We start from the raw sequence: 20,120 nt of genomic DNA on the forward strand, positions 1-20,120 counted from the left end.
AATCCCTTATAATATCTGCAACTTTGATTAATTTTAGTGCATAATCAAACCAAACCACATAAACATGAGAAAATCATTGCTTCTTGCACTGACATTGCTGCTTTGTTTCATGCCAATGTCACATCAGGCACAATCTAAAAGAAAAAAGAAAAAAGATGAAAAAAAGGAAGCTGTTACACCAGCTCCAAAGAAAAACAACGGAAAAATAAAACCTTACGATAAGGTCATCACTAAAGATGCTATTACAGATGATGGTTTATTTAAAGTGCATAAAGTAGGAGAGAAGTATTTCTTTGAAATCCCTCATGATTATCTTGGTAAAGACATGCTTTTGGTCAGTAGAATTGCAAAACTACCTGCTAATTTAGGAGGTGGTTATATCAATGCTGGATCCAAAACTGGTGAACGACTCATTGCTTGGGAACGTTTTGATAAAAAGATATTGATTAAAGAGCGTTCTTACAATTCAGTAGCCGACGAAGAATTGCCAATTAGTATTTCAGTAAAATCTAACAATTATGAACCTACGCTTTTTGCTTTTGATATTGCAGCATTTAGTAAAGATTCATCGGCAGTTGTCGTAGATGTCACTAAGTTTTACAGTAGTGATGTAAAAGCCATAAGTGGTTTACCAGGTCGTTTACGTACAACATACAAAGTTCGTAATCTGGATGGATCGCGTAGTTTTATCAATTCAATGAAAAGTTTTCCGCAGAACATTGAAGTCGTTCAAGATATGACTTATAATGCGTCTCAACCACCTTCGGCTCGTTCAGCTGAAACTATCAGTTTACAGATGAACCAATCTATGATCTTACTTCCTGAAGAACCTATGCAACCGCGTTTTGCAGATGAACGAGTAGGATGGTTTACCTTTAGTCAGGTTGATTATGGAAGTCAGAAATTAAAAGCCGACCGTAAGACTTACATAAGACGATGGCGTTTAGAGCCTAAAGACCCTGAAGCCTATGCGAGAGGCGAGTTGGTAGAACCTGTAAAACCTATTGTGTATTACCTTGATCCAGCTACACCTGAGAGTTTGCGTAAGTATATCAAAGAAGGTATCGAATTATGGCAAGGCCCATTTGAAAAAGCAGGATTTAAAAATGCGATTATAGCTAAATATCCACCAACCAAGGAAGAAGACCCAGATTTTAGTCCGGAAGATGTACGCTATTCCGTTGTGCGTTATGTGGCTAGTGAAACACGAAATGCTGTTGGACCAAGTGTATCAGATCCAAGAAGTGGAGAGATTATTGAAAGTGATATTATCTGGTATCATAATCATTTGCGTTCTTACAGAAACCGTTATTTATTAGAAACAGGAGCTGCAAATCCTTCGGCTAGAACTTTAGATACACCAGCAGAAGACATAGGAGAGATGATGAAAATGGTCATTGCTCACGAAGTTGGTCATGCGCTCGGATTACCACATAATATGAGTGCCAGTAAAGCTTATGACGTAGAGAGCTACCGAAATGGAGCTTTTACTCAAGAGTTTGGTATCGCATCAACCATCATGGATTATGCACGTTATAATTACATTGCACAACCAGGCGATCAAAATATCAGATTTATTCGTCAAATCGGACCTTATGATAATTATGCCATAAATTGGGGATATCGAATGATTCCAGGTGCCAATTCACCTGAAGCTGAATTATCTACTTTAGATAAATGGATTATGGATAAAGCAGGCGATCCAAAGTATATCTTCGGAAAGCAAAGCAGTCGTTTCGATCCTACATCACAAACTGAAGATATTGGTAATGATGCTATTAAGGCATCAGATTATGCGTTAAATAATTTAAAATATGTTGCTCAGAACTTACCAGCATGGACGAGTGATCAAACCAATAACTATGAAGATTTAGAAGAATTATATGGCGAATTATTAGGCTGTTATAATCGTTACATTGGTCATGTTCTTGGTAATATTGGAGGCGTAGAGGAGCACCTCATTACGCCAAAACAAGGTGGAATTGCCTATAAAGCTGTTCCGAAGCAAAAGCAGCAGGAATCTATGCAATGGTTGCATAAAAATGCATTTAACACACCATCATGGTTGGTTGACAAATCGCTATTACAAAATATAGATTATGCAGGATATACAGCTCGCTTAGGACGTTTACAAAGTAGGTATTTAAATAGCTTATTGAGTTTTGATCGTTTAGGACGCTTAATAGACCATGAAGCACTGGATGCGTCTAATTACAGTGCTTTATCAATGATACAGGATTTAAGAAAAGGCATTTGGAAAGAAGTTAATCTCACAAAGAATGTGGATGTTTATCGTCGTAATTTACAGCGAGCTTACGTGGATCGAATGGCATATTTGATGACCGAAGAGATGAATCCACAACGGAGTGCGCAATACTACAATGTCTCGCAATCTGATATTAGAGCATTGGTTAGAGGAGAGCTAAACACCTTAAAACGTCAGGCTGCTGCTGCAGGAAACAGAGCAGTAAATACAGTGACAAAATACCATTACAGAGATATTGTAAAACGTATTGAGGATATTTTAGATCCGAAATAAACCATACGTGTAATCTTAATAAACACCTTTTTGACCTGTTCAGAAAGGTGTTTTTTATTGTCAGAACATTCCTCTATATTTATGGAATCGTGTTCTTACCATGAGCTTATGAGTATTTTTAACAATAAACGTATGGCATTACTATCAAAAAAAGGAATCTTCAAATACATTACCTATGGTATAGGTGAAATTATACTGGTGGTTATTGGTATTTTAATTGCTGTAAGTATTAATAATAAAAATCAGGAGCGTGCAGCTCAAAAGAAACTAAGAAGTTATCTTCAGGTGTATCAGCAGGATCTGCAACAAGACACTTTGGTTGTTGGACAGGTATTGAGATATGTTGATGATCGAAAGGAATTTTTTAAACTGTTTCTAAGTGATACGGTTTCAGCTAAGACCTATCAGGAGAATCGTCAAGGTTACGGACTCATACTATCGTATTCGCCATTCGAGCTTCAGCAGAAAGGGATTAACCTTTTGGAAAATTATGTCAATGATAACGAAGTAGAGCAGGACACTTTAATCTCTTCAATATTGGCCAATCATAGAATCTTTAACAACTTACTCAATGAAACCAATCAGCGTATAGGAGATGATATTGATAATAACATGTTATATCTCAAAGAAAATCAACCATGGATAGCAGATTTACTCATGGGAAAGTTGACTAATCCTGATATGATTAGTTATTTCACGAGTGATTATTATAGAGCGCGATTGGCTGTACATTCAACACTAGTATATGGTAATTTGGAACCACTATTAAAACAAATACAATCTACAAATACAGAGACTTTAGGCTTATTAGAAAAACGCTTAAACAAAAAATAAAGTATGAAGCTATTTAATAAACAACGATTTAAACTACAAAAGGGATCTCGCTTGACAAAATATATAACTTATGCATTAGGAGAAATCCTTCTTGTGGTGATAGGTATTTTAATTGCTTTATGGATTAATAACAAGCAAGCTACAAATGCAGATCAACGTGAATTAGATCGAATCATTGCTGTAGTTAAAAGTGATCTGGATAAAGATTTAATCGAAGCCAATTTGATGCTAAAAGAATCTGAAAAACCTTATCAACTTATAACAAAAATCTTGTACAATTCTAAATTTCAAGATTCCATACGTGATTGTTTAGAGTGTAGATATTTGCTCACACAGACCAGGTTACCAAATTTCAACTCTAAAGGCTATGAGTTATTATCAAAGTTTAATAAAGATGTAAAAACATCAAATAAATTGTCTGATTCTATTCTTAATTTTTACAGTACTTACAACAAAGCGTTTTTTGATATTCAGAACAAAATAATTCTGGATGAAGTTGTTGAAAACATGAAGTTTCTTAGAAATAATTTCAGTTGGTTTTCAGAGTTTTATATTGGTACTAACTGCAATTCTGATTGCTTAGACTATTTTGAAAGTTCTGATTATATCAACCGCTTAACCTATTATGAAGCTTTATTTTTTGATAACTTTTTGTTTTCCATCCAGGAATATAGAAATGATACACAAGGCTTATTAGAATTTTTAAAGACTGATAATGAAACTATTTAATAAACAACGATTTAAACTTATGAAGAGTAAGCAATTTCAGAAGTATATATTATATGCTACAGGAGAAATCATATTAGTAATTATTGGCATCTTAATAGCCTTATGGATTAATACTATGAGTCAGGAAAACAAGCTAAGGTCTGATAATGTCGATCTTCAGAAAAAAGTATTGGAGCAGATAGACAAAGATCTTTTGGTCATTGAAGCCTTTCAGAAAGATATTGATACCATTAATCAAATTTACAGACGGGTTTTGAATCGCGAATATGATACCACTAAAGTCAAAACAGGAGCGATTATTACTTCCATGTTATTTGAGGTAAATACCTTATCCTTAGATCGACATTTTAATAATTTAGTAGATAACGCCAAGTTAGATGATAGCCAGGCTTCCAAGGAAATTATAGACATTAACAGTATGTATAAATTATACCTCAAAAGCGTTGATGATATCGAAGCTATTATTTTTAAAAGGATGACCGATAATCTTGCTGAAATTGAAAAAACTCAAGACTGGTATGTGGAATTAATCACCGATTTTGTTTGTCGCAACGACTGTATCAGCTATTTACTGAATGATGATGACCATAAATCTCGAATAGCCTCTTCACGATTTTTAGTGGTTAGTGGTTACGGAGGAATTATAGATAGTTTCCATGAAGATTTAATTGAAGCAAAAGCTAAGCTAGAACGTGTGATAGCAAATTAAAAAAAAGTAGCGATAATCAGTTTAATTATCGCCACTTCAAAGTATATATAGAGTATTAAGGATGCCTTAGTATGTACATACATTTCCTGCGCAAATGCCTTTCATATAACGATAATCGCAACTCACATGATGTGCTTCACCAATTAGTTTCGGGTTGCTAACCAGTGTTTCTGCCAACTTAACTAAGCGTTCAGCACTAAGAAGCGGGTTAGGTTTGACAACCTTTGAATCTTCAGTGACATATAAGACCTTACTAACAGGCTCATAATCCCAGTCTTCCGCAGCTTTTAAAAGTTTGTGAAGCCATGTCCAAGATTTGGGAATAATGCCATCAAGAACAGCAATGGTATTTTTGCTAGGTGGTAAGAATGGAACAATATCTAAATAGTTCTCATAATTAGTACTATTAGGAAATGTTGCATTGTAGTTTTTAGCAAATACAGCATTACCAGGCTTAGGCCCAGCATAGGTCACCACATGATTGGCTGTAAATAAGTTTTTAGCCTTAAAATACATAGCTGCAATTGGTGCCATAGCGCCACCTTTACTATGACCAGTAAGGTAAATTGGTTTGGTGTTGTTTGGATCTAACTGACTAAGCGCATATAGAATTCCAGTTTCCAAAGCAATCAATGCGTCAAGGAATCCTTCATGGACTTTACCAGGAGCATTAGGGTTATAAGGCTTTGTATCTGCATAAAAAATATTTTCAATCCAATCTGCAATAGATTGGGCATCCACAGGAACAGGAGGTAAGGTTCCTCTAAACGAAATGATAATCCCTTCGGCAGTTTCTCCAACGAAACACGCTTCAATTTTCAGGAATTTATTTGGTTTCAAAGGAGATCCAACAACAACAAAAGGATCGCTAAGTAATTTGATAGCATCATATTGATTGATCACATTATGATTATCAGGATGCTTGGTGAGTGTAGGTCTTAAATTTTTGCGATACACTCCATTTTTGAATGTAGTTTGGATAAGATATGCTGAAGCAGAAGCACATAATAGTCGGCAGTGATCAATAGTTCCCATAATTTTAGTTTTAGAATATGTCCAAAATTACAGAGCGGAAGCCATTGAAAATACCGTAGAATTACGTGTTTTTGAAATCAGGAAACTTAATACCGATTTAAGCAGGTTGTTGCTCATCAAAATGCACAGATCGTTTGATTTGTAACAAGTGATTAACAATAGAGGATAACTCAAATTTTAATAGTCGTGGATCTTTTCGGCTGAAATCTTCAATATGGTGTTTATAGATAGATTCAATACCTTTTTTAATAGTGATGAAATAACTATCGTCATTAGCATCAAAGGTGATTGATCCTTTATAATCACTTTCTCTTAGTAACCAATATGACAAGCTATTGATCTGGTTGAATAAGGCTAAATTGTCGTCCATAATACATAGGTTTAATAGTTTTGAGGGATCTATCTAAGTTACTATTGAAATGTGATGAACTGATAATTATGGGATGAACGACTGATAAATTCGCTTTAAACGAGATCTTGTTAGGTTTTACCGATTAACGGCATACTATGTTGTCTCAAATTCGCAATATGGAAGTGTTGATTTGTAAATAATCTGTATGCCTACAGCACATTAAAAATGAGAATGCCATAGAGAAAAATACGAAGTATTCTAAGGGAACCATAAAATACAACACCTTTAAAAGGATATTTAATAATCCCAGCAGTCATGCACGATATCGCAAAGGGAACAGGGAGTAAAGCACCAATAATAATTAGAAATCCGCCCCATTTTTTTGAGTTTTTAAGCTGTTTTGCCATTTTTAGCTCTAGATAGCGATGAACCGCAGGAATGGTTGTAAATAATTGTCCTAACCAATAGGACAACAAGCCTCCCAGATAGGATAACAAGGCCAGTGCACTCAGGAATTGCCAAGGTGTAGACGTCTTTCCAGACCAAGCAATAAATATTTCAGGAGGAATGAGACCAAAAATAGTTTCAGAGATAAAGAAAACCGCCAATACGCTAGAAATGGGTAATAATTCTGTAAGGCGAATTAGTGCAGTATTAACATCTATAAATTGATTTGCAGTAATAACAGCAGCAACAAAAGCGACAACATAAGGAAAAGCCGATTTAATAGCCATCCAGATAAAGTCATAAAATCCGGTATACGTATAGTATTGATGAAGTAATCGAATTCGGGATTTCTCCGAATGAGGGCGTGTTTGTGAGGTCTTCATATAGTAGGTTCTATAAATTTGGGGATATAAATATAGGACATGACTGCTAATAACAAAGAAATATTTAAAATATTAGATGAAATGCATGTTGCAAACAGTTGCTATTTTAAATGATACGTTTATAATGAGTTATAAATACAGATAAGAAAGCAGTTAATACTATGACCAAGACAGAGTATAAGTGTATTCAACCTACAAATTTCTATTTTACATAATATAAATTATAGTACATTTATAGCAAATTACTGTATACGCAGTATTTTACATAATTGCAGTTCTAGAGCTTTAGCTGTATAACGATAGTAATTATGTAAAAAGTAATTTGCGTCAAACTATAGTACAATTATAACAATTTGCGTAATAGCTCATTTATGAGGTATTTGACATAATTGCAGATATAAATTCGTTTAAGCGAATTATATCGTATACAATTATGTACAAGCGAATTGTGATACGATATCATTTTATATTAAAAACTAATCATCCACTGGATCATTAGTTTTTAATAGTGTAAAATATCCGCTGCCAACGCTTTCCCGAAGACTTTCGGGATTCCAGCCGCTTGCCAGCGCATTATAAAAGCTAACCTTTTTGCTATGTTTTAAAAATCGCGTATTCGACAAAATGTAAGCAATAAAAAATTTTAAGCGATTCTCGTCAACTTGCCACAAGAGTATAAAATTTCTCTGCGAGCAAATTTCCATACACTTGTTATAATTAGTCTTTTAATTGAAGTTTTCTTTTTTGCCAACGCAACAACTGGCACACAAATCAAATCATCCACTGGATTATTTATTTTATGTTCTGTCTTTTGTCTTGAAACAAAAGAAACAAAAATTCAAGGCTGCATATAATTTTGGAAACAATTAACGGCTCATTCGCTATATTTTAGGAAAGATTGTAACTGCTTAAGATTGCTTTGAAATCCCTTGTATAATTGAAAACCTTAAAAAACTGTAATACTAACTCCCTAAAATATGTACGCTCTTTTCGCCTTTTGTTTTAACCAAAATTTTATGAGGCCAAGTTAAAAATTGATTTTAAATGACATTTATCATATAATAAATTTAAAAAACATGATATATTTGTTAACCAAATGGTTAAACCGTATAGTTAATTATGAAACAAACAAAAGACGAAAATACCGAAGAGCAAATATTGGATGCAGCAAAAAACGTCTTTCAAACCAAAGGAATGGAAGGCGCGCGTATGCAAGAAATAGCAGATAATGCTGGGATTAATAAAGCAATGTTACATTATTATTATAGAAGCAAACAATTACTTTTTGAAGCTGTTTTTAAAAATGCATTTTCATTGTTAGCACCTCAATTAAATGCTATTTTAAATGACGATTCTTCAATTGAAAACAAAATTAAACATTTTACAGCAAGCTATATATCGTTTATTGTTAAGCATCCTTATTTACCCAATTTTATTATTCAGGAATTAAATAGAAAACCCGATTTCATTTTAAAATTAAAAGAAAACAAAGGGTTTCCAAATCTAGAAAAATTTAAAAAACAAGTTGCTATTGAAGTTGAAAAAGGCATTATTAAACCAATAAGTGCTGAACAATTATTTATCAATATTCTAGCGCTTAACATATTTCCGTTTGTTGCGAAGCCTTTAATTTTAGCGTTTACAAACACTAATAAAAAAGCTTTTAAACAACTTATGATTGACCGAAAAACTGAAGTTTCAAACTTTATCATCAATTCTATAAAGAACACATAAAATGAAACGCTTTATAATTATTATAACAATCCTAACAACACTAACAAGTGTGGCGCAACAAAGCATCACATTAGAAGAATGTTACAGTTTAATGGCTCAAAATTATCCATTAGCAAAACAATCACATCTCTTTGAAGTACAAAACAAATTAGATTCAGAAATTATTTCCAATACAAAACTGCCTCAATTTAGTTTAGATGCTCAAGCAACGTATCAATCTGATGTTATTGAAATTCCAATTCCAAATGTTGACATAGAAACGTTAAACAAAGACCAATATCGTGCAACAGTTTCTGTAAATCAGTTGATTTATAATGGAGGTTTAGTCGATGCTTCAATAAAGGTAAAATCTACGCAGTTAAAATCCAAGCAGAAACAAGTTGAAGTGAGTTTGTACCAACTCAAACAGCAAATTAACCAACTTTATTTTTCTATTCTATTGTCTCAGGAATCTGAGTTATTATTGAACGCTAAAGAAACACAATTAAAAGCTAAACTTAAAGAAGTTCAATCTGGTATTAAATTTGGTGTTATTTTACCTTCTTCTGATAAAATTTTGGAAGCTGAATTATTGAAAATAAGTCAACAATTTCAAGAATTGGAAAGCAATAAAATAGTACTCATAGAAACGCTTTCAAGTTTAATAAGTAAACCATTGGGTACTTCTACCCTATTTCAAAATCCTCTTATAGAAACGCAATTGCAAACGGAATTAAAAAGACCTGAACTGGAATTATTTCAACTTAAAAAAGAAGAAATTGAAAATTCAGAAAACTTGATGTCTAAACAAAATGCTCCAAAATTTCAAGGTTTTGCAGTAGGTGGTTATGGTAACCCAGGATTAAATATGCTTGATAATTCATTTCAAACATTTTATACAGTTGGTGTTAAATTGAATTGGAATGTTTTCGATTGGAATTCTAACAAAAAACAGCGCAAATCATTAACAATTAACAAAGACGTTATAGATACTGAAACTGAAACGTTTAAACTAAATACCAATATTAAATTGAATCAACAACAAAAAGAAATTGATAAAATGAAGACCATTATTGCATCAGATACTCAGATTATTAATCTTAGAAAAGAAGTCTTACAAATTGCAGATTCACAGCTTAAAAATGGAGTCATTACGTCTTCTGCATATATTACAGAACTCACCAACTTATACGAAGATGAGAACACCTTGGTAAAACATCAAATTCAGTTACAACTTGCTAAAGCAAATTACAACGTCATAAAAGGACAGTAAATTTATTAAAATGAAAAAACACAACTATATATTAGGATTAAGCATCTTAACTTTTAGCTTGTTTTCCTGCGGAAACGATAACAAAAAAGCAGATGGTTACGGAAATTTTGAAGCTACAGAAATCACTATTTCAGCAGAAAATAATGGAAAATTAATGCAGTTTGATGTTAATGAAGGTGACGTTCTTCAAAAAGAACAATTTATTGGTTATATCGATACGATTCCATTAGCATTAAAACAAGAGCAATTAGAAGTTTCAAAAGCTGTAATTAGTTCAAAATCTAAAGGTGTACTCTCACAAATAGCTGTTTTAAATTCCAAATTGAAAACGGCAAACACGAATAAAGCAAGAACTGAAAATCTCATTAAAGATAATGCAGGCACACAAAAACAATTAGATGATGTTACTGGAGAAATTGATGTGATTAAAAATCAAATAAGAAGTGTAGAAATCCAGAATGCTCCTGTTGTTAACGAATTGAAATCAATTGATGTTCAGCTAAAACAAATTGATGACCAAATTGAAAAAAGTAAAATTAAAAATCCAATAAACGGCACAGTTTTAACCAAATATGCCGAACCAAATGAGATTACCTCTTTTGGAAAACCACTCTATAAAATTGCCGATGTAAACACAATGCAATTACGAGTCTACATTAGCGAAACGCAATTAGCAGACTTAAAAATAGGTCAAGAAGTTACTGTGAAAATTGATGATGCAGACGAAATAAAATCGTACAAAGGTGTTGTGAGTTGGATCGCTTCAGAAGCCGAATTCACGCCAAAAATTATTCAAACTAAAGAAGAACGTGTGGCTTTGGTTTATGCTGTGAAAATAGATGTTACCAATGATGGAAGCTTAAAAATTGGTATGCCAGCAGAACTATGGATCGAAAATTCTAATGACAATTAATTATATAATTATGAAAAAGTCAGTATTCATTATCTTAATAATTACAACAGTAGTTGCAAGTTGTAAAAACACAGAAAAGAAAGAGAAAAACAGTAATTCTGAAGAACCTGTACAAGCACAAGTAGATGCCATTTTAAGCACGCAATGGATGAATGATATTCAATTAAATGATGGTTCAAAATGGGAAGCAAACATTGAAACTACTGAAGGTGTCATTAAAATGCAAAAGCTAATAAAAACACAAACTACTACAACTATTGAAGACTTTCATTTTTTGGCAAACAATTTAAACGAGGTAAAAAACAAAGTAGTAAAAGAGTGTACAATGAAAGGTGCTTCTCACGATAATTTACACATTTGGTTGTATCCACTCATAGAAAAAGTTACTGCTTTAACAGAAACCAATGATATTAGTGATGCTTCAAAAATAAAGCAAAGTATAGTTGAAAATTTGAATGCATATTCTGATTATTTTGAATAAATGAGTATTACAATTTCCAACATATCAAAATCCTATAAAAACGTAAAAGCTTTACAAGATATTTCTTTTGAAGTAAAAGAAAATGAACTTTTTGGATTGATTGGTCCTGATGGAGCAGGAAAAACAACATTATTTAGAATTCTAACTACGCTTTTAATTGCAAATGAAGGGACTGCAACGGTTGCAGGTTTTGATGTAATTTCAGACTATAAAATGATTAGAAATAGTGTTGGTTACATGCCAGGGAAATTTTCATTGTATCAAGACTTAACTGTTGAAGAAAACTTAAACTTTTTCGCAACTATTTTCGGAACAACAATCGAAGAAAACTACGATTTAATAAAAGACATTTACGTACAGATTGAACCCTTTAAAGATCGTCGTGCAGGTAAATTATCTGGAGGAATGAAGCAAAAATTAGCGTTGTGTTGTGCGTTAATTCATAAGCCAAAAGTGTTGTTTTTAGATGAACCTACAACTGGAGTTGACCCAGTTTCCCGAAAAGAATTTTGGGACATGTTGAAACGTTTGCAACAAAAAGGAATTACCATACTAGTTTCAACGCCTTATATGGACGAAGCGGCTTTGTGTGATAGAATTGCACTTATTCAAGCTGGCAAAATTCTAGAAATTGATACACCTAAAGCGATTGTAAAACACTATTCCAAGCCAATTTATAACGTACGTGCAAATAATATGTATCAGCTAATTAATAGTTTAAATGATTATGAATATAACCATAGTGTATATCCATTTGGTGAGTTCGTTCATTATACAGATAAGAGAGCAGATTTTAATCAGAAAGAATTAAAGATGTATTTAGAAACAAAAAACTTAACTGATATTGAAATTGAAAAAACAATAGCTACAATTGAAGATACCTTTATGGAATTAGCAAAATAATGAATCATAACAAAGTCATACAAGTAGAAGGATTAACCAAAATGTTTGGTGATTTCACAGCTGTAAACGCCATTACATTCGACATTGAAAAAGGTGAAATATTTGGATTTTTAGGAGCCAATGGTGCAGGAAAAACGACAGCCATGAAAATGCTAATTGGTATTTCTAATCCTACGTCAGGAAAAGCCAATGTTGCAGGATTTAATGTGTTTACAAATGCTGAGGATATCAAGAAGAACATTGGCTATATGAGTCAGAAATTTGCTTTGTACGACGATTTAACAGTAAAAGAAAATATTACGTTTTTTGGAGGTATTTATGGCTTGTCAATAAAACGTATCAAAGAAAAATCAGAAATATTGATTCAAGAATTAGGATTAGAGAAAGTAGCCAATACATTGGTTGGATCTTTGCCTTTAGGTTGGAAGCAAAAATTATCCTTTTCAGTGTCTTTAATACATGATCCTAAAATTGTGTTTTTAGATGAGCCAACAGGAGGCGTTGACCCAATTACCAGACGACAGTTTTGGGAAATGATTTACAAAGCAGCTAACCAAGGAACAACCGTTTTCGTGACCACACATTATATGGATGAAGCTGAATATTGTGATCGCGTATCTATTATGGTAAATGGAAAAATAGAAGCTTTAGATACACCAAAAAAACTAAAAGAGAAGTTCAAAGCTGCAAATATGAATGATGTGTTCTTAAAACTAGCAAGAGGATGAAACGTTTTATAGGCTTTATAAAAAAAGAATTCTACCATATTTTTAGAGATAGACGCTCATTGTTTATTCTCTTCGGTATGCCAATTGCCCAAATTTTATTGTTTGGTTTCGCTATTACCAATGAAATCAACAATGTTGATATTGCTATTTTAGACCATTCAAAAGATGCAACTACAAAAGAAATCATTAATAAAATTTCTGCATCAAAATATTTCAGTATCAAACAAATAGTAACTCGTGAAGCAGATATTGCTTCCGTTTTTCAAAAAGGTCATGTGAAAGCGGTTTTAAACTTTGAAAAAGATTTCAGTAAAAACCTAATTAAAGAACACAAAGCATCGGTTCAAATTATTACAGATGCAACAGACCCAAACACAGCCAATACAATAAGTAATTACATCAATGCTATACTATTACAGTACCAAAAAGAATTAAACAAAGACATCACTATTACTTATCAAATAGTTTCAGAAACACGAATGGTTTACAATCCAGAATTAAAAAGCGTGTACATGTTTGTGCCTGGAGTAATGACCATTATTTTAATGTTAGTTTCTGCAATGATGACTTCTATTTCAATTACAAGAGAAAAAGAATTAGGCACAATGGAAATCCTCTTAGTTTCTCCATTAAAGCCATTTCAGGTGATTGTTGGAAAAGTGTTTTCTTATATTTTTCTATCGATAATCAATGCAGTAGTCATTGTAATGTTGAGTATTTTCATTTTCAAAATGCCTGTTCAAGGCAGCTTGTTTTTACTGGCTCTAGAGAGCATTCTATTTATCATTTCAGCTTTAGCTTTAGGGATTTTAATATCAACAATTTCAGCAACACAACAAACTGCCATGATGATTTCTTTAATGGGATTAATGCTTCCTGTAATATTATTATCAGGTTTTATTTTTCCTATTTCAAGTATGCCTTTACCTCTACAAATGATTAGTAATATTATTCCTGCCAAATGGTTCATCATAATCATTAAAGGCATCATGCTCAAAGGTGTTGGATTGCAATTTGTATGGAAAGAAACCTTGATTCTTTTAGGAATGACTGTGCTTTTTATTGCATTGAGTGTAAAGAAATATAAAATCAGATTAGAATAATGAAAATAATTCTTTACATCATACAAAAAGAGTTCAAGCAAATCTTTAGAAATAAAGGAATGCTTCCTATCATTTTTGTTTTGCCATTATTGCAACTAGTAATATTATCTAATGCTGCAACTTTTGAAGTTAAAAACATCAAATTTGGCTATATAGATAACGACCATACATCAACATCGCGAACGTTAGTAGAAAAATTTAATGCATCTACATATTTTGATGTATTAACAGATTTTCCATCTGAAGGATTAGCAAGTTCATCCATGTTAAACGGCGAAGTAGATGTAGTTTTGGAAATTCCGCAATACTTTGAACGTGATTTACAAAAAGAAAAATATAACAGCTTAGGTATAACAATCAATGCTATTGATGGCGCAGCAGCTGGAGTAGAAAATGTTTATGTGACACAAATTGTACAGAATTTTAATCAAAATTTAAAAGTCGATTTATTACAGGTTTCAGACAAACAAATACAACCAATTACTATTGAAACTATTCCGCTATTCTGGTATAATGAAACCTTAAATTATAAAACTTTTATGGTTCCAGGAATACTGGTTTTGCTGGTAACTATGATTACCTTATTCTTATCAGGAATGAACATCGTAAGGGAAAAAGAAATAGGCACTTTAGAGCAAATTAACGTTACACCAATTAAAAAAAGTCAGTTTATTATTGGGAAGCTATTTCCCTTTTGGGTGATTGGGATTGGCTTATTAACTATAGGATTAATTATTGCCAAACTAATTTTTGATGTTCCAATGGTTGGTAGTTTAGTACTTATGTATTTCTATACATCCATTTATATTTTGGTCATTTTAGGAATAGGTTTATTTATTTCAAATTTTACAGACACACAACAGCAAGCCATGTTTATTGCTTGGTTTTTTACCGTTATTTTTATTTTAATGAGTGGCTTGTTCACGCCTATTGAAAGTATGCCAGAATGGGCTCAAATTCTCACAGAATTTAATCCAATAAAATACTTTGTTGAAGTCATGCGTATGGTTATGCTTAAAGGTTCTAGCTTTATCGATGTTCTTCCTCAAATCATAAAAACCTTTCTCTTTGCTTTTATAATGAATGGATTAGCAGTTTGGAGTTATAAAAAAACCACGTAATTCTTCTCCATTCCACACACATTATGCTTCCCTCCTACCTCGTCGCATAAAAAGTGTTTCATTAACATTGCAGAAGAAACTTTTAGAATAAATTTTTTCAAGAAAAGCAGCAACAACTTTCGCTTTTTACCAAAGCTCAAGTTACATAACGCAAGAACATTATAGTACATTTATAGCAATTTGCGTAATAGCTCATTTATGAGGTATTTGACATAATTGCAGATATAATATCGCACACGCGAATTATATCGTTTGTAATTATGTCAAGCAAATTGTACCATACTCTCATTTAAGTTCAATTTATTATCCCAACAACATCAACTTCACAGATTTCAAAATTTGACACTCAATCAGTTTTCAAACTTATGTACAAGCAAATTGTATTTACAACTCTTATAATTTTAAAATCTTGGACAATGATGCATAAATTTTGAAATACGCGATTTTTAGCGATTGACAACAATTGTAGTATTTCAAAAAATTGATACTCAATCGATTCTTACAAATAATATGTAAAATAGAACCAAAACATCATTACTCAATTTTTGTAATTAAGCCATAGAGATAGTCACTATCCTCTACATTAGTAAAAATAGCTTTATACAAATAGGTGTTGTCGTTTATGAGTTCAATAATTTCAACTCTAATGATATTACCTTCTTTATGTTTGTCCTTTTCTAAAGGTAATTTGATGGTTTCCAGCTCATAGATATGATCGGCTAACCATTTGATCTTATAGACTTGTCGATCTCCTTTTAAACCCCCTTTTTCAATTTGCTTGTGTGCTCTACGGTTGATAATAACATCATTATAGGCTGGATTTTCATAGGTGTATTTACCAAGATGGAACTTCTGGCATTTAATTTTATCAGACTCTGGCAGCTCATAGGTTTTATACTTAGAATTGACAAAGTAATACACCGCTTGCCAGCATTCATTGACCATTTTCATTGGAAACATGAGCTTTGCATCTTTAAAATGTGTGAGACAGCCCTCTTGCCAACCTTGATGTGTATAGCTGCTTTTCTCCTGATTGATAACCATATCATAACGTTCTCCCTTGTCATCGACACAATAATCAATAACCACAACAGCCACACGGTCTACATCATCAACAAAGATTTGACCTTCTGAAATAGAAACCTGTAAACAAACTAGTAACGAAAAAAGGAGTTTTTTAAACATGTGTAAATGTAAACAAGTATTTTGAATTACAGGATCTAAAATATGGTTGGGCTACTCTCCTGCTTGTGACTAAATTAATTAATTGAATTTGAAAGTACTTAATTAAATAGTTCGTTGTCAATGTACAGATAATTTCATAAATTTAAATGTAATAATCTGATTATCAATTGAAAAATCCACTACAGCTTATATCAAACTTAAATACTGAAGACTACAAGATTTTGTTTGTAATTGTTGTTGCTATTATCATTTTTATTCTCAAAGAAAGATACAGAAGAAAAAGATGGAATAAACAAAGAATTGCACGACGCGATTATTATAGAAACGTGTATTTAAAATCTGATGCTTGGAAACGTAAACGCTACGTTGTTTTAAAACGTGATAATTGGCGTTGTACATATTGTGGTAATAAAGCAACTCAAGTGCATCATACACGCTATGCTAAATATAATATTGGTAAAGAACCCATTAAATGGTTAGAGTCCGTTTGTTATAAATGCCATAATGCGTTACATAGCTAAAATAAATCATATGCTCCTCTCTCCTACACGTCCCCACTGAAGTAGAACGAAAGTGGATTGTTTTAGCCAAATCGACGAAGGAGATTCGACTTAGAATAAAGTCAAATATCTTATTTAAGATTCATGAATACCTATTCAATAGAATAAGAACCAATGAACTAAAATTTTATGAGGCCAAAAACTGTTATTTAATATTTTGTATTACGACGACAAGCCTTTTTGTATTTGGTTCTATCCAAGGCATTGGCAAATTTTCCTCTACAATTTCCAATCCTTTAAGGTTAATACCATCTTTATATTGGCATTTAATTCCAATTAAATCATCGTCATTGTATTTTTCCAAAAATTTTAGTAATTCTTTCTTTGTGGTCATTACATTAAATTAATATTTTATATAGTTAATTATCTAGCTCATTATCTCCTTCTGGTAATTCTAATGCCTTTACTGATTGTATTGCATTTCCAGCGATACCTTTAACCGAACCATACATATCAATTGTGTTGCTAACTACCTTTTCAATTTGTTTTTCTCCAATAGGTATTCCTTTTATAAACATATTTTTTTATTTAATTATTTAATAGCATCATGTGACACATATGGGTGTTCCCATTTACCCGTAATTAGATACAATTCGTAATACACAAACCATTCTAGTGCCCAAGGTATTATAGTATCATATACGTTATCCGTTCTAAAATTCCAGTAAAAATCATCTGTTTCAGGATGATATAAACAAAGATTTTTTTCTTTCGGAAACATATGTATATCATCGTGATATTCAATTTCTGGTTCTACCACATATACCTTTGGCGCATCCAAACCATTATAAACTAATTTTATACTATACTCTTTAGAATATTCAGTTGGTTTAACCTTCCCTAAACAAACTAACTTGTTTTGTTTTATGCTACACTTTAGAAATTTATAATGTGATTCAATGAGCTTTTTCTCCCTAACAAGTATTATTCTTATTGGTAGATTTTGCCCACGTGATTTGAATCTATTTTTATGAAATTTCTTGACCGCCGCCATAGTTTGTGTGTGGTTTGTTTTTTACACCTGTTGTCTCTGTGGTCAATGCACCCGAACTTTGAGAATATGCAGCACCAGCCAAAACTCTTTCTGAAATCGCTTTTAAAGCTGCTTCTTTAGCATCAACATCTTCATCTTCACCTAGAGGAAAATTACTTCCTAAATGTTTACGCCATAGCCTACTAGCTTTTAACTGATTTGGCTCATTATCTACTGCTTCTTTTGCGTCTTCTATAAAATCATCAAGATTAGATAGAAAATTATTTTTTCTAGTATTATCAAAATTTTCAAATAAATCGTCGCCTGGTGTTGCAGGAACAATACATTCAAAACCCGCATCAAGTCTTTCTTGGATTTTAATTAATATATCTTTAAGTGCAATATCGTCTCTGTCGTTAGGCTGTATATTATTAGCAGCAAGAATAGTCATTGCTAAGCCACTAGGCATTTTATTTCTTTTATAATCACCCCAACCTTTTAAATATTTTACAAGTCTATTTAGTTGTGTGTTTTTAACTTTTTCAGCTTTGTACCATTCAACTACTTCTTTAGGATCACTTTCTTCAAATCCGTTGTTTTTGACTGCTAGAGAAGGGTGGTCATCAACTTCTGGAAAGATATACACCGGAAAATCTATATGATAATCGCCTTGATATATTACCCTTAAACATTTAGTACGATGTTCTACAGGTGTACTTGTTGCGCCATCAAGTGCATCTTTCACCCATTTTTGAAGTGTTGTGGCGGTTACATCTGCTTCTATTTTAAAATAGATACCATCATCGAGATCACATTCATCATCTTTTGTTAGAATGGTTGTACCCATTTTGTAAGAGCCTTGAATATAAAATTCTGGTTTATAGGTTGGATGATTGTCTTTAAAATGCTTTCGAATTCTAGTACGAAGTACCTCTTTTGATTCTTTAAGTTTATCTTTTTTCTTTTTTGGTATATTTAAATTATTATCATAATCTAAAAACAGTTTATTGCAATTTGCCATGTTCTTTTCTTTATATTATTCTTGTTTTTAAGTAAGAGATACTCTGCTGCTACAAAAGGTATCCAATACATATTTTCCTTCTGTTTGAAATATTCTTGCTGCCTTTTCAGACAATGTTTTTAATTTAATTGGGTTAGTTTCATCCATTTTAATCTTGAAATTGTGATTAAATTCTAAATCGATTCTCTTGTACAGGAAATCATCATTAAATTGTTGCAGAATATTAACCGAATTATGCACTAGTTGAGATTGACTTTGCATAAAAAGCTCAAATATTCTTTTCTTTTTTAGCCACACCCAATAAGTAACAGACCATAACTTTTTACTTTTAGCTTCCTCATATTTATATTGACCAGTACCTAGCGATAGCAATTGAATATTATCCAACTCTTGCTCTAGCCTTGTTGTTGCTTCAATAATACCTAGCATACTAGGATTATTTGCATATACACCACCATCTACTTTATTAGAAAAATCTTCATTTGTATCTGAATCCATACGTTTAAATGTGTTTGAATAAGCATTAAAATATGTTGGTGCTGCCGAGGTTGCCATTGCAGCCATATACATTGGTATATGCTTATCTAAAATTAAATCTCGAGTATGTGGTGTTTTTAATACTTGAGTTCCGCCATCTAATAAACTATAGATTGGGATTAATAATTTTGCTTTTTTTAATGCATCGTTTATCCTAGGGTCTTCATCTTCATCGTGGTACTTTTTAAAAATGTCTCTTACTAATTTTTCTAATGGTTTATTACTATAAAATGGTTTTTTAACTATATTCAAATTACGACTACCAAAAATTGTTTTTGCATTGTCTTGATATAGCTTTAGAATTTCTTTTGCTGGAATCCCTAATGATAGTGCTAATGCTATAATACCTCCTGTTGAAGTACCGCAGATTAAATCGAAATGTTTGTGTGTTTGCCCTTCTCCGATTTCTTCCTCTAAAGACTCTAAAAATTTGGCTGGAAATATGCCTTTAATACCTCCTCCATCAATTGATAATATTTTAAATTTTTTATTACTCAACTATTTACTTTCTTTTTTTTGTCCTTCCAACTTTTATAGTCTCAATGACTGTAGTTTTCGGTCTTCTCTTTGCTTCTTTGATA

22 protein-coding genes are annotated in these 20,120 nt (G+C 32.2%); 13 read left to right on the top strand and 9 right to left on the bottom strand.

What is annotated here, in order from left to right; translation table 11 throughout:
- Window positions 1–64: 64 nt before the first annotated feature.
- The 4 genes from Q0951_RS10390 (at window position 65) to Q0951_RS10405 (ending at window position 4,811) form a co-directional block, all read left to right on the top strand.
- Window positions 65–2,539 carry a zinc-dependent metalloprotease gene (locus Q0951_RS10390; protein WP_299336623.1) on the top strand — a complete coding sequence of 825 codons (2,475 nt, stop codon included), beginning with the start codon at window positions 65–67 and terminating at the stop codon, window positions 2,537–2,539.
- Between the two features lie 132 nt (window positions 2,540–2,671).
- Entirely contained in the window at window positions 2,672–3,373 is a 702-nt protein-coding gene (locus Q0951_RS10395; protein WP_299336625.1) for a DUF6090 family protein, read from the top strand.
- A gap of 3 nt (window positions 3,374–3,376) precedes the next feature.
- Window positions 3,377–4,102 (top strand): DUF6090 family protein, encoded by a 726-nt coding sequence (locus Q0951_RS10400; RefSeq protein WP_299336626.1) that lies wholly within the window; start codon window positions 3,377–3,379, stop codon window positions 4,100–4,102.
- Window positions 4,089–4,811: a hypothetical protein gene (locus Q0951_RS10405; RefSeq protein ID WP_299336627.1), complete on the top strand. Its 723-nt coding sequence runs from the start codon at window positions 4,089–4,091 to the stop codon at window positions 4,809–4,811. The genes Q0951_RS10400 and Q0951_RS10405 overlap by 14 nt, the downstream gene beginning before the upstream one ends.
- A 66-nt stretch (window positions 4,812–4,877) precedes the next feature.
- Here the strand turns inward: Q0951_RS10405 and Q0951_RS10410 are convergent, their stop codons facing one another.
- The 3 genes from Q0951_RS10410 to Q0951_RS10420 form a co-directional block, all read right to left on the bottom strand.
- Window positions 4,878–5,846, bottom strand: a complete 969-nt coding sequence (locus tag Q0951_RS10410; RefSeq protein WP_299336629.1) for an Mbeg1-like protein — start codon at window positions 5,844–5,846, stop codon at window positions 4,878–4,880.
- A 97-nt stretch (window positions 5,847–5,943) separates the two neighbouring features.
- Window positions 5,944–6,216 (bottom strand): hypothetical protein, encoded by a 273-nt coding sequence (locus tag Q0951_RS10415; RefSeq protein ID WP_299336630.1) that lies wholly within the window; start codon window positions 6,214–6,216, stop codon window positions 5,944–5,946.
- A gap of 191 nt (window positions 6,217–6,407) precedes the next feature.
- Window positions 6,408–7,028, bottom strand: coding sequence for a VTT domain-containing protein (locus Q0951_RS10420; RefSeq protein WP_299336632.1), 621 nt, complete (start codon window positions 7,026–7,028; stop codon window positions 6,408–6,410).
- A 1,119-nt stretch (window positions 7,029–8,147) separates the two neighbouring features.
- On the opposite strand from Q0951_RS10420, the gene Q0951_RS10425 reads away from it, so the two are divergent.
- From Q0951_RS10425 to Q0951_RS10460, 8 genes are read left to right on the top strand one after another with little or no spacing between them, the layout of a single operon-like run.
- Window positions 8,148–8,762 (top strand): TetR/AcrR family transcriptional regulator, encoded by a 615-nt coding sequence (locus Q0951_RS10425; RefSeq protein WP_099569357.1) that lies wholly within the window; start codon window positions 8,148–8,150, stop codon window positions 8,760–8,762.
- Window position 8,763: 1 nt separating this feature from the next.
- Window positions 8,764–10,014, top strand: coding sequence for a TolC family protein (locus Q0951_RS10430; RefSeq protein WP_299336635.1), 1,251 nt, complete (start codon window positions 8,764–8,766; stop codon window positions 10,012–10,014).
- A 10-nt stretch (window positions 10,015–10,024) separates the two neighbouring features.
- On the top strand, window positions 10,025–10,927 hold the full coding sequence (locus Q0951_RS10435) for an HlyD family efflux transporter periplasmic adaptor subunit (RefSeq protein WP_299336637.1): 903 nt from the start codon (window positions 10,025–10,027) through the stop codon (window positions 10,925–10,927).
- 10 nt (window positions 10,928–10,937) lie between these two features.
- Window positions 10,938–11,408 (top strand): hypothetical protein, encoded by a 471-nt coding sequence (locus Q0951_RS10440; RefSeq protein WP_299336639.1) that lies wholly within the window; start codon window positions 10,938–10,940, stop codon window positions 11,406–11,408.
- Entirely contained in the window at window positions 11,409–12,311 is a 903-nt protein-coding gene (locus Q0951_RS10445; RefSeq protein WP_299336641.1) for an ABC transporter ATP-binding protein, read from the top strand.
- Entirely contained in the window at window positions 12,311–13,039 is a 729-nt protein-coding gene (locus Q0951_RS10450) for an ABC transporter ATP-binding protein (RefSeq protein ID WP_099569352.1), read from the top strand. The genes Q0951_RS10445 and Q0951_RS10450 overlap by 1 nt, the downstream gene beginning before the upstream one ends.
- On the top strand, window positions 13,036–14,142 hold the full coding sequence (locus Q0951_RS10455; protein WP_299336644.1) for an ABC transporter permease: 1,107 nt from the start codon (window positions 13,036–13,038) through the stop codon (window positions 14,140–14,142). Before Q0951_RS10450 ends, Q0951_RS10455 begins: the two co-directional genes overlap by 4 nt.
- Window positions 14,142–15,263, top strand: coding sequence for an ABC transporter permease (locus tag Q0951_RS10460; RefSeq protein WP_299336646.1), 1,122 nt, complete (start codon window positions 14,142–14,144; stop codon window positions 15,261–15,263). The genes Q0951_RS10455 and Q0951_RS10460 overlap by 1 nt, the downstream gene beginning before the upstream one ends.
- Before the next feature lie 534 nt (window positions 15,264–15,797).
- Here Q0951_RS10460 and Q0951_RS10465 read toward each other — a convergent pair.
- Window positions 15,798–16,448 (bottom strand): hypothetical protein, encoded by a 651-nt coding sequence (locus Q0951_RS10465; protein ID WP_299336647.1) that lies wholly within the window; start codon window positions 16,446–16,448, stop codon window positions 15,798–15,800.
- Between the two features lie 167 nt (window positions 16,449–16,615).
- On the opposite strand from Q0951_RS10465, the gene Q0951_RS10470 reads away from it, so the two are divergent.
- Window positions 16,616–16,969, top strand: coding sequence for a hypothetical protein (locus Q0951_RS10470; protein ID WP_299336649.1), 354 nt, complete (start codon window positions 16,616–16,618; stop codon window positions 16,967–16,969).
- Window positions 16,970–17,153: 184 nt separating this feature from the next.
- Here Q0951_RS10470 and Q0951_RS10475 read toward each other — a convergent pair whose 3' ends face one another.
- The 5 genes from Q0951_RS10475 to Q0951_RS10495 all read right to left on the bottom strand — a co-directional run bounded on the left by Q0951_RS10475 (window position 17,154) and on the right by Q0951_RS10495 (window position 20,037).
- Window positions 17,154–17,342: a hypothetical protein gene (locus Q0951_RS10475; protein ID WP_299336650.1), complete on the bottom strand. Its 189-nt coding sequence runs from the start codon at window positions 17,340–17,342 to the stop codon at window positions 17,154–17,156.
- Between the two features lie 25 nt (window positions 17,343–17,367).
- Window positions 17,368–17,526: a hypothetical protein gene (locus Q0951_RS10480; RefSeq protein ID WP_299336909.1), complete on the bottom strand. Its 159-nt coding sequence runs from the start codon at window positions 17,524–17,526 to the stop codon at window positions 17,368–17,370.
- A 14-nt stretch (window positions 17,527–17,540) separates the two neighbouring features.
- Window positions 17,541–17,789, bottom strand: coding sequence for a hypothetical protein (locus tag Q0951_RS10485; protein WP_299336652.1), 249 nt, complete (start codon window positions 17,787–17,789; stop codon window positions 17,541–17,543).
- Window positions 17,790–17,976: 187 nt separating this feature from the next.
- Window positions 17,977–19,002: a CBASS cGAMP synthase gene (locus Q0951_RS10490; protein ID WP_299336654.1), complete on the bottom strand. Its 1,026-nt coding sequence runs from the start codon at window positions 19,000–19,002 to the stop codon at window positions 17,977–17,979.
- Window positions 19,003–19,029: 27 nt separating this feature from the next.
- Window positions 19,030–20,037 (bottom strand): CBASS cGAMP-activated phospholipase, encoded by a 1,008-nt coding sequence (locus tag Q0951_RS10495; protein WP_299336655.1) that lies wholly within the window; start codon window positions 20,035–20,037, stop codon window positions 19,030–19,032.
- Window positions 20,038–20,120: the final 83 nt, after the last annotated feature.

The sequence above is a fragment of the uncultured Psychroserpens sp. genome, from assembly GCF_947501425.1.
Classification (GTDB): Bacteria; Bacteroidota; Bacteroidia; order Flavobacteriales; family Flavobacteriaceae; genus Psychroserpens.

What these genes read in the sequence shown, in the direction of transcription:
- Q0951_RS10460 (WP_299336646.1), top strand. Translation starts at nt 14,142, where the DNA reads ATGAAAATAATTCTTTACATCATACAAAAAGAGTTCAAGCAAATCTTT.
- Q0951_RS10475 (WP_299336650.1), bottom strand. Translation starts at nt 17,342, where the DNA reads ATGACCACAAAGAAAGAATTACTAAAATTTTTGGAAAAATACAATGAC.
- Q0951_RS10425 (WP_099569357.1), top strand. Translation starts at nt 8,148, where the DNA reads ATGAAACAAACAAAAGACGAAAATACCGAAGAGCAAATATTGGATGCA.
- Q0951_RS10390 (WP_299336623.1), top strand. Translation starts at nt 65, where the DNA reads ATGAGAAAATCATTGCTTCTTGCACTGACATTGCTGCTTTGTTTCATG.
- Q0951_RS10405 (WP_299336627.1), top strand. Translation starts at nt 4,089, where the DNA reads ATGAAACTATTTAATAAACAACGATTTAAACTTATGAAGAGTAAGCAA.
- Q0951_RS10490 (WP_299336654.1), bottom strand. Translation starts at nt 19,002, where the DNA reads ATGGCAAATTGCAATAAACTGTTTTTAGATTATGATAATAATTTAAAT.
- Q0951_RS10440 (WP_299336639.1), top strand. Translation starts at nt 10,938, where the DNA reads ATGAAAAAGTCAGTATTCATTATCTTAATAATTACAACAGTAGTTGCA.
- Q0951_RS10430 (WP_299336635.1), top strand. Translation starts at nt 8,764, where the DNA reads ATGAAACGCTTTATAATTATTATAACAATCCTAACAACACTAACAAGT.
- Q0951_RS10450 (WP_099569352.1), top strand. Translation starts at nt 12,311, where the DNA reads ATGAATCATAACAAAGTCATACAAGTAGAAGGATTAACCAAAATGTTT.
- Q0951_RS10435 (WP_299336637.1), top strand. Translation starts at nt 10,025, where the DNA reads ATGAAAAAACACAACTATATATTAGGATTAAGCATCTTAACTTTTAGC.
- Q0951_RS10420 (WP_299336632.1), bottom strand. Translation starts at nt 7,028, where the DNA reads ATGAAGACCTCACAAACACGCCCTCATTCGGAGAAATCCCGAATTCGA.
- Q0951_RS10445 (WP_299336641.1), top strand. Translation starts at nt 11,409, where the DNA reads ATGAGTATTACAATTTCCAACATATCAAAATCCTATAAAAACGTAAAA.
- Q0951_RS10480 (WP_299336909.1), bottom strand. Translation starts at nt 17,526, where the DNA reads ATGTTTATAAAAGGAATACCTATTGGAGAAAAACAAATTGAAAAGGTA.
- Q0951_RS10400 (WP_299336626.1), top strand. Translation starts at nt 3,377, where the DNA reads ATGAAGCTATTTAATAAACAACGATTTAAACTACAAAAGGGATCTCGC.
- Q0951_RS10465 (WP_299336647.1), bottom strand. Translation starts at nt 16,448, where the DNA reads ATGTTTAAAAAACTCCTTTTTTCGTTACTAGTTTGTTTACAGGTTTCT.
- Q0951_RS10415 (WP_299336630.1), bottom strand. Translation starts at nt 6,216, where the DNA reads ATGGACGACAATTTAGCCTTATTCAACCAGATCAATAGCTTGTCATAT.
- Q0951_RS10410 (WP_299336629.1), bottom strand. Translation starts at nt 5,846, where the DNA reads ATGGGAACTATTGATCACTGCCGACTATTATGTGCTTCTGCTTCAGCA.
- Q0951_RS10455 (WP_299336644.1), top strand. Translation starts at nt 13,036, where the DNA reads ATGAAACGTTTTATAGGCTTTATAAAAAAAGAATTCTACCATATTTTT.
- Q0951_RS10395 (WP_299336625.1), top strand. Translation starts at nt 2,672, where the DNA reads ATGGCATTACTATCAAAAAAAGGAATCTTCAAATACATTACCTATGGT.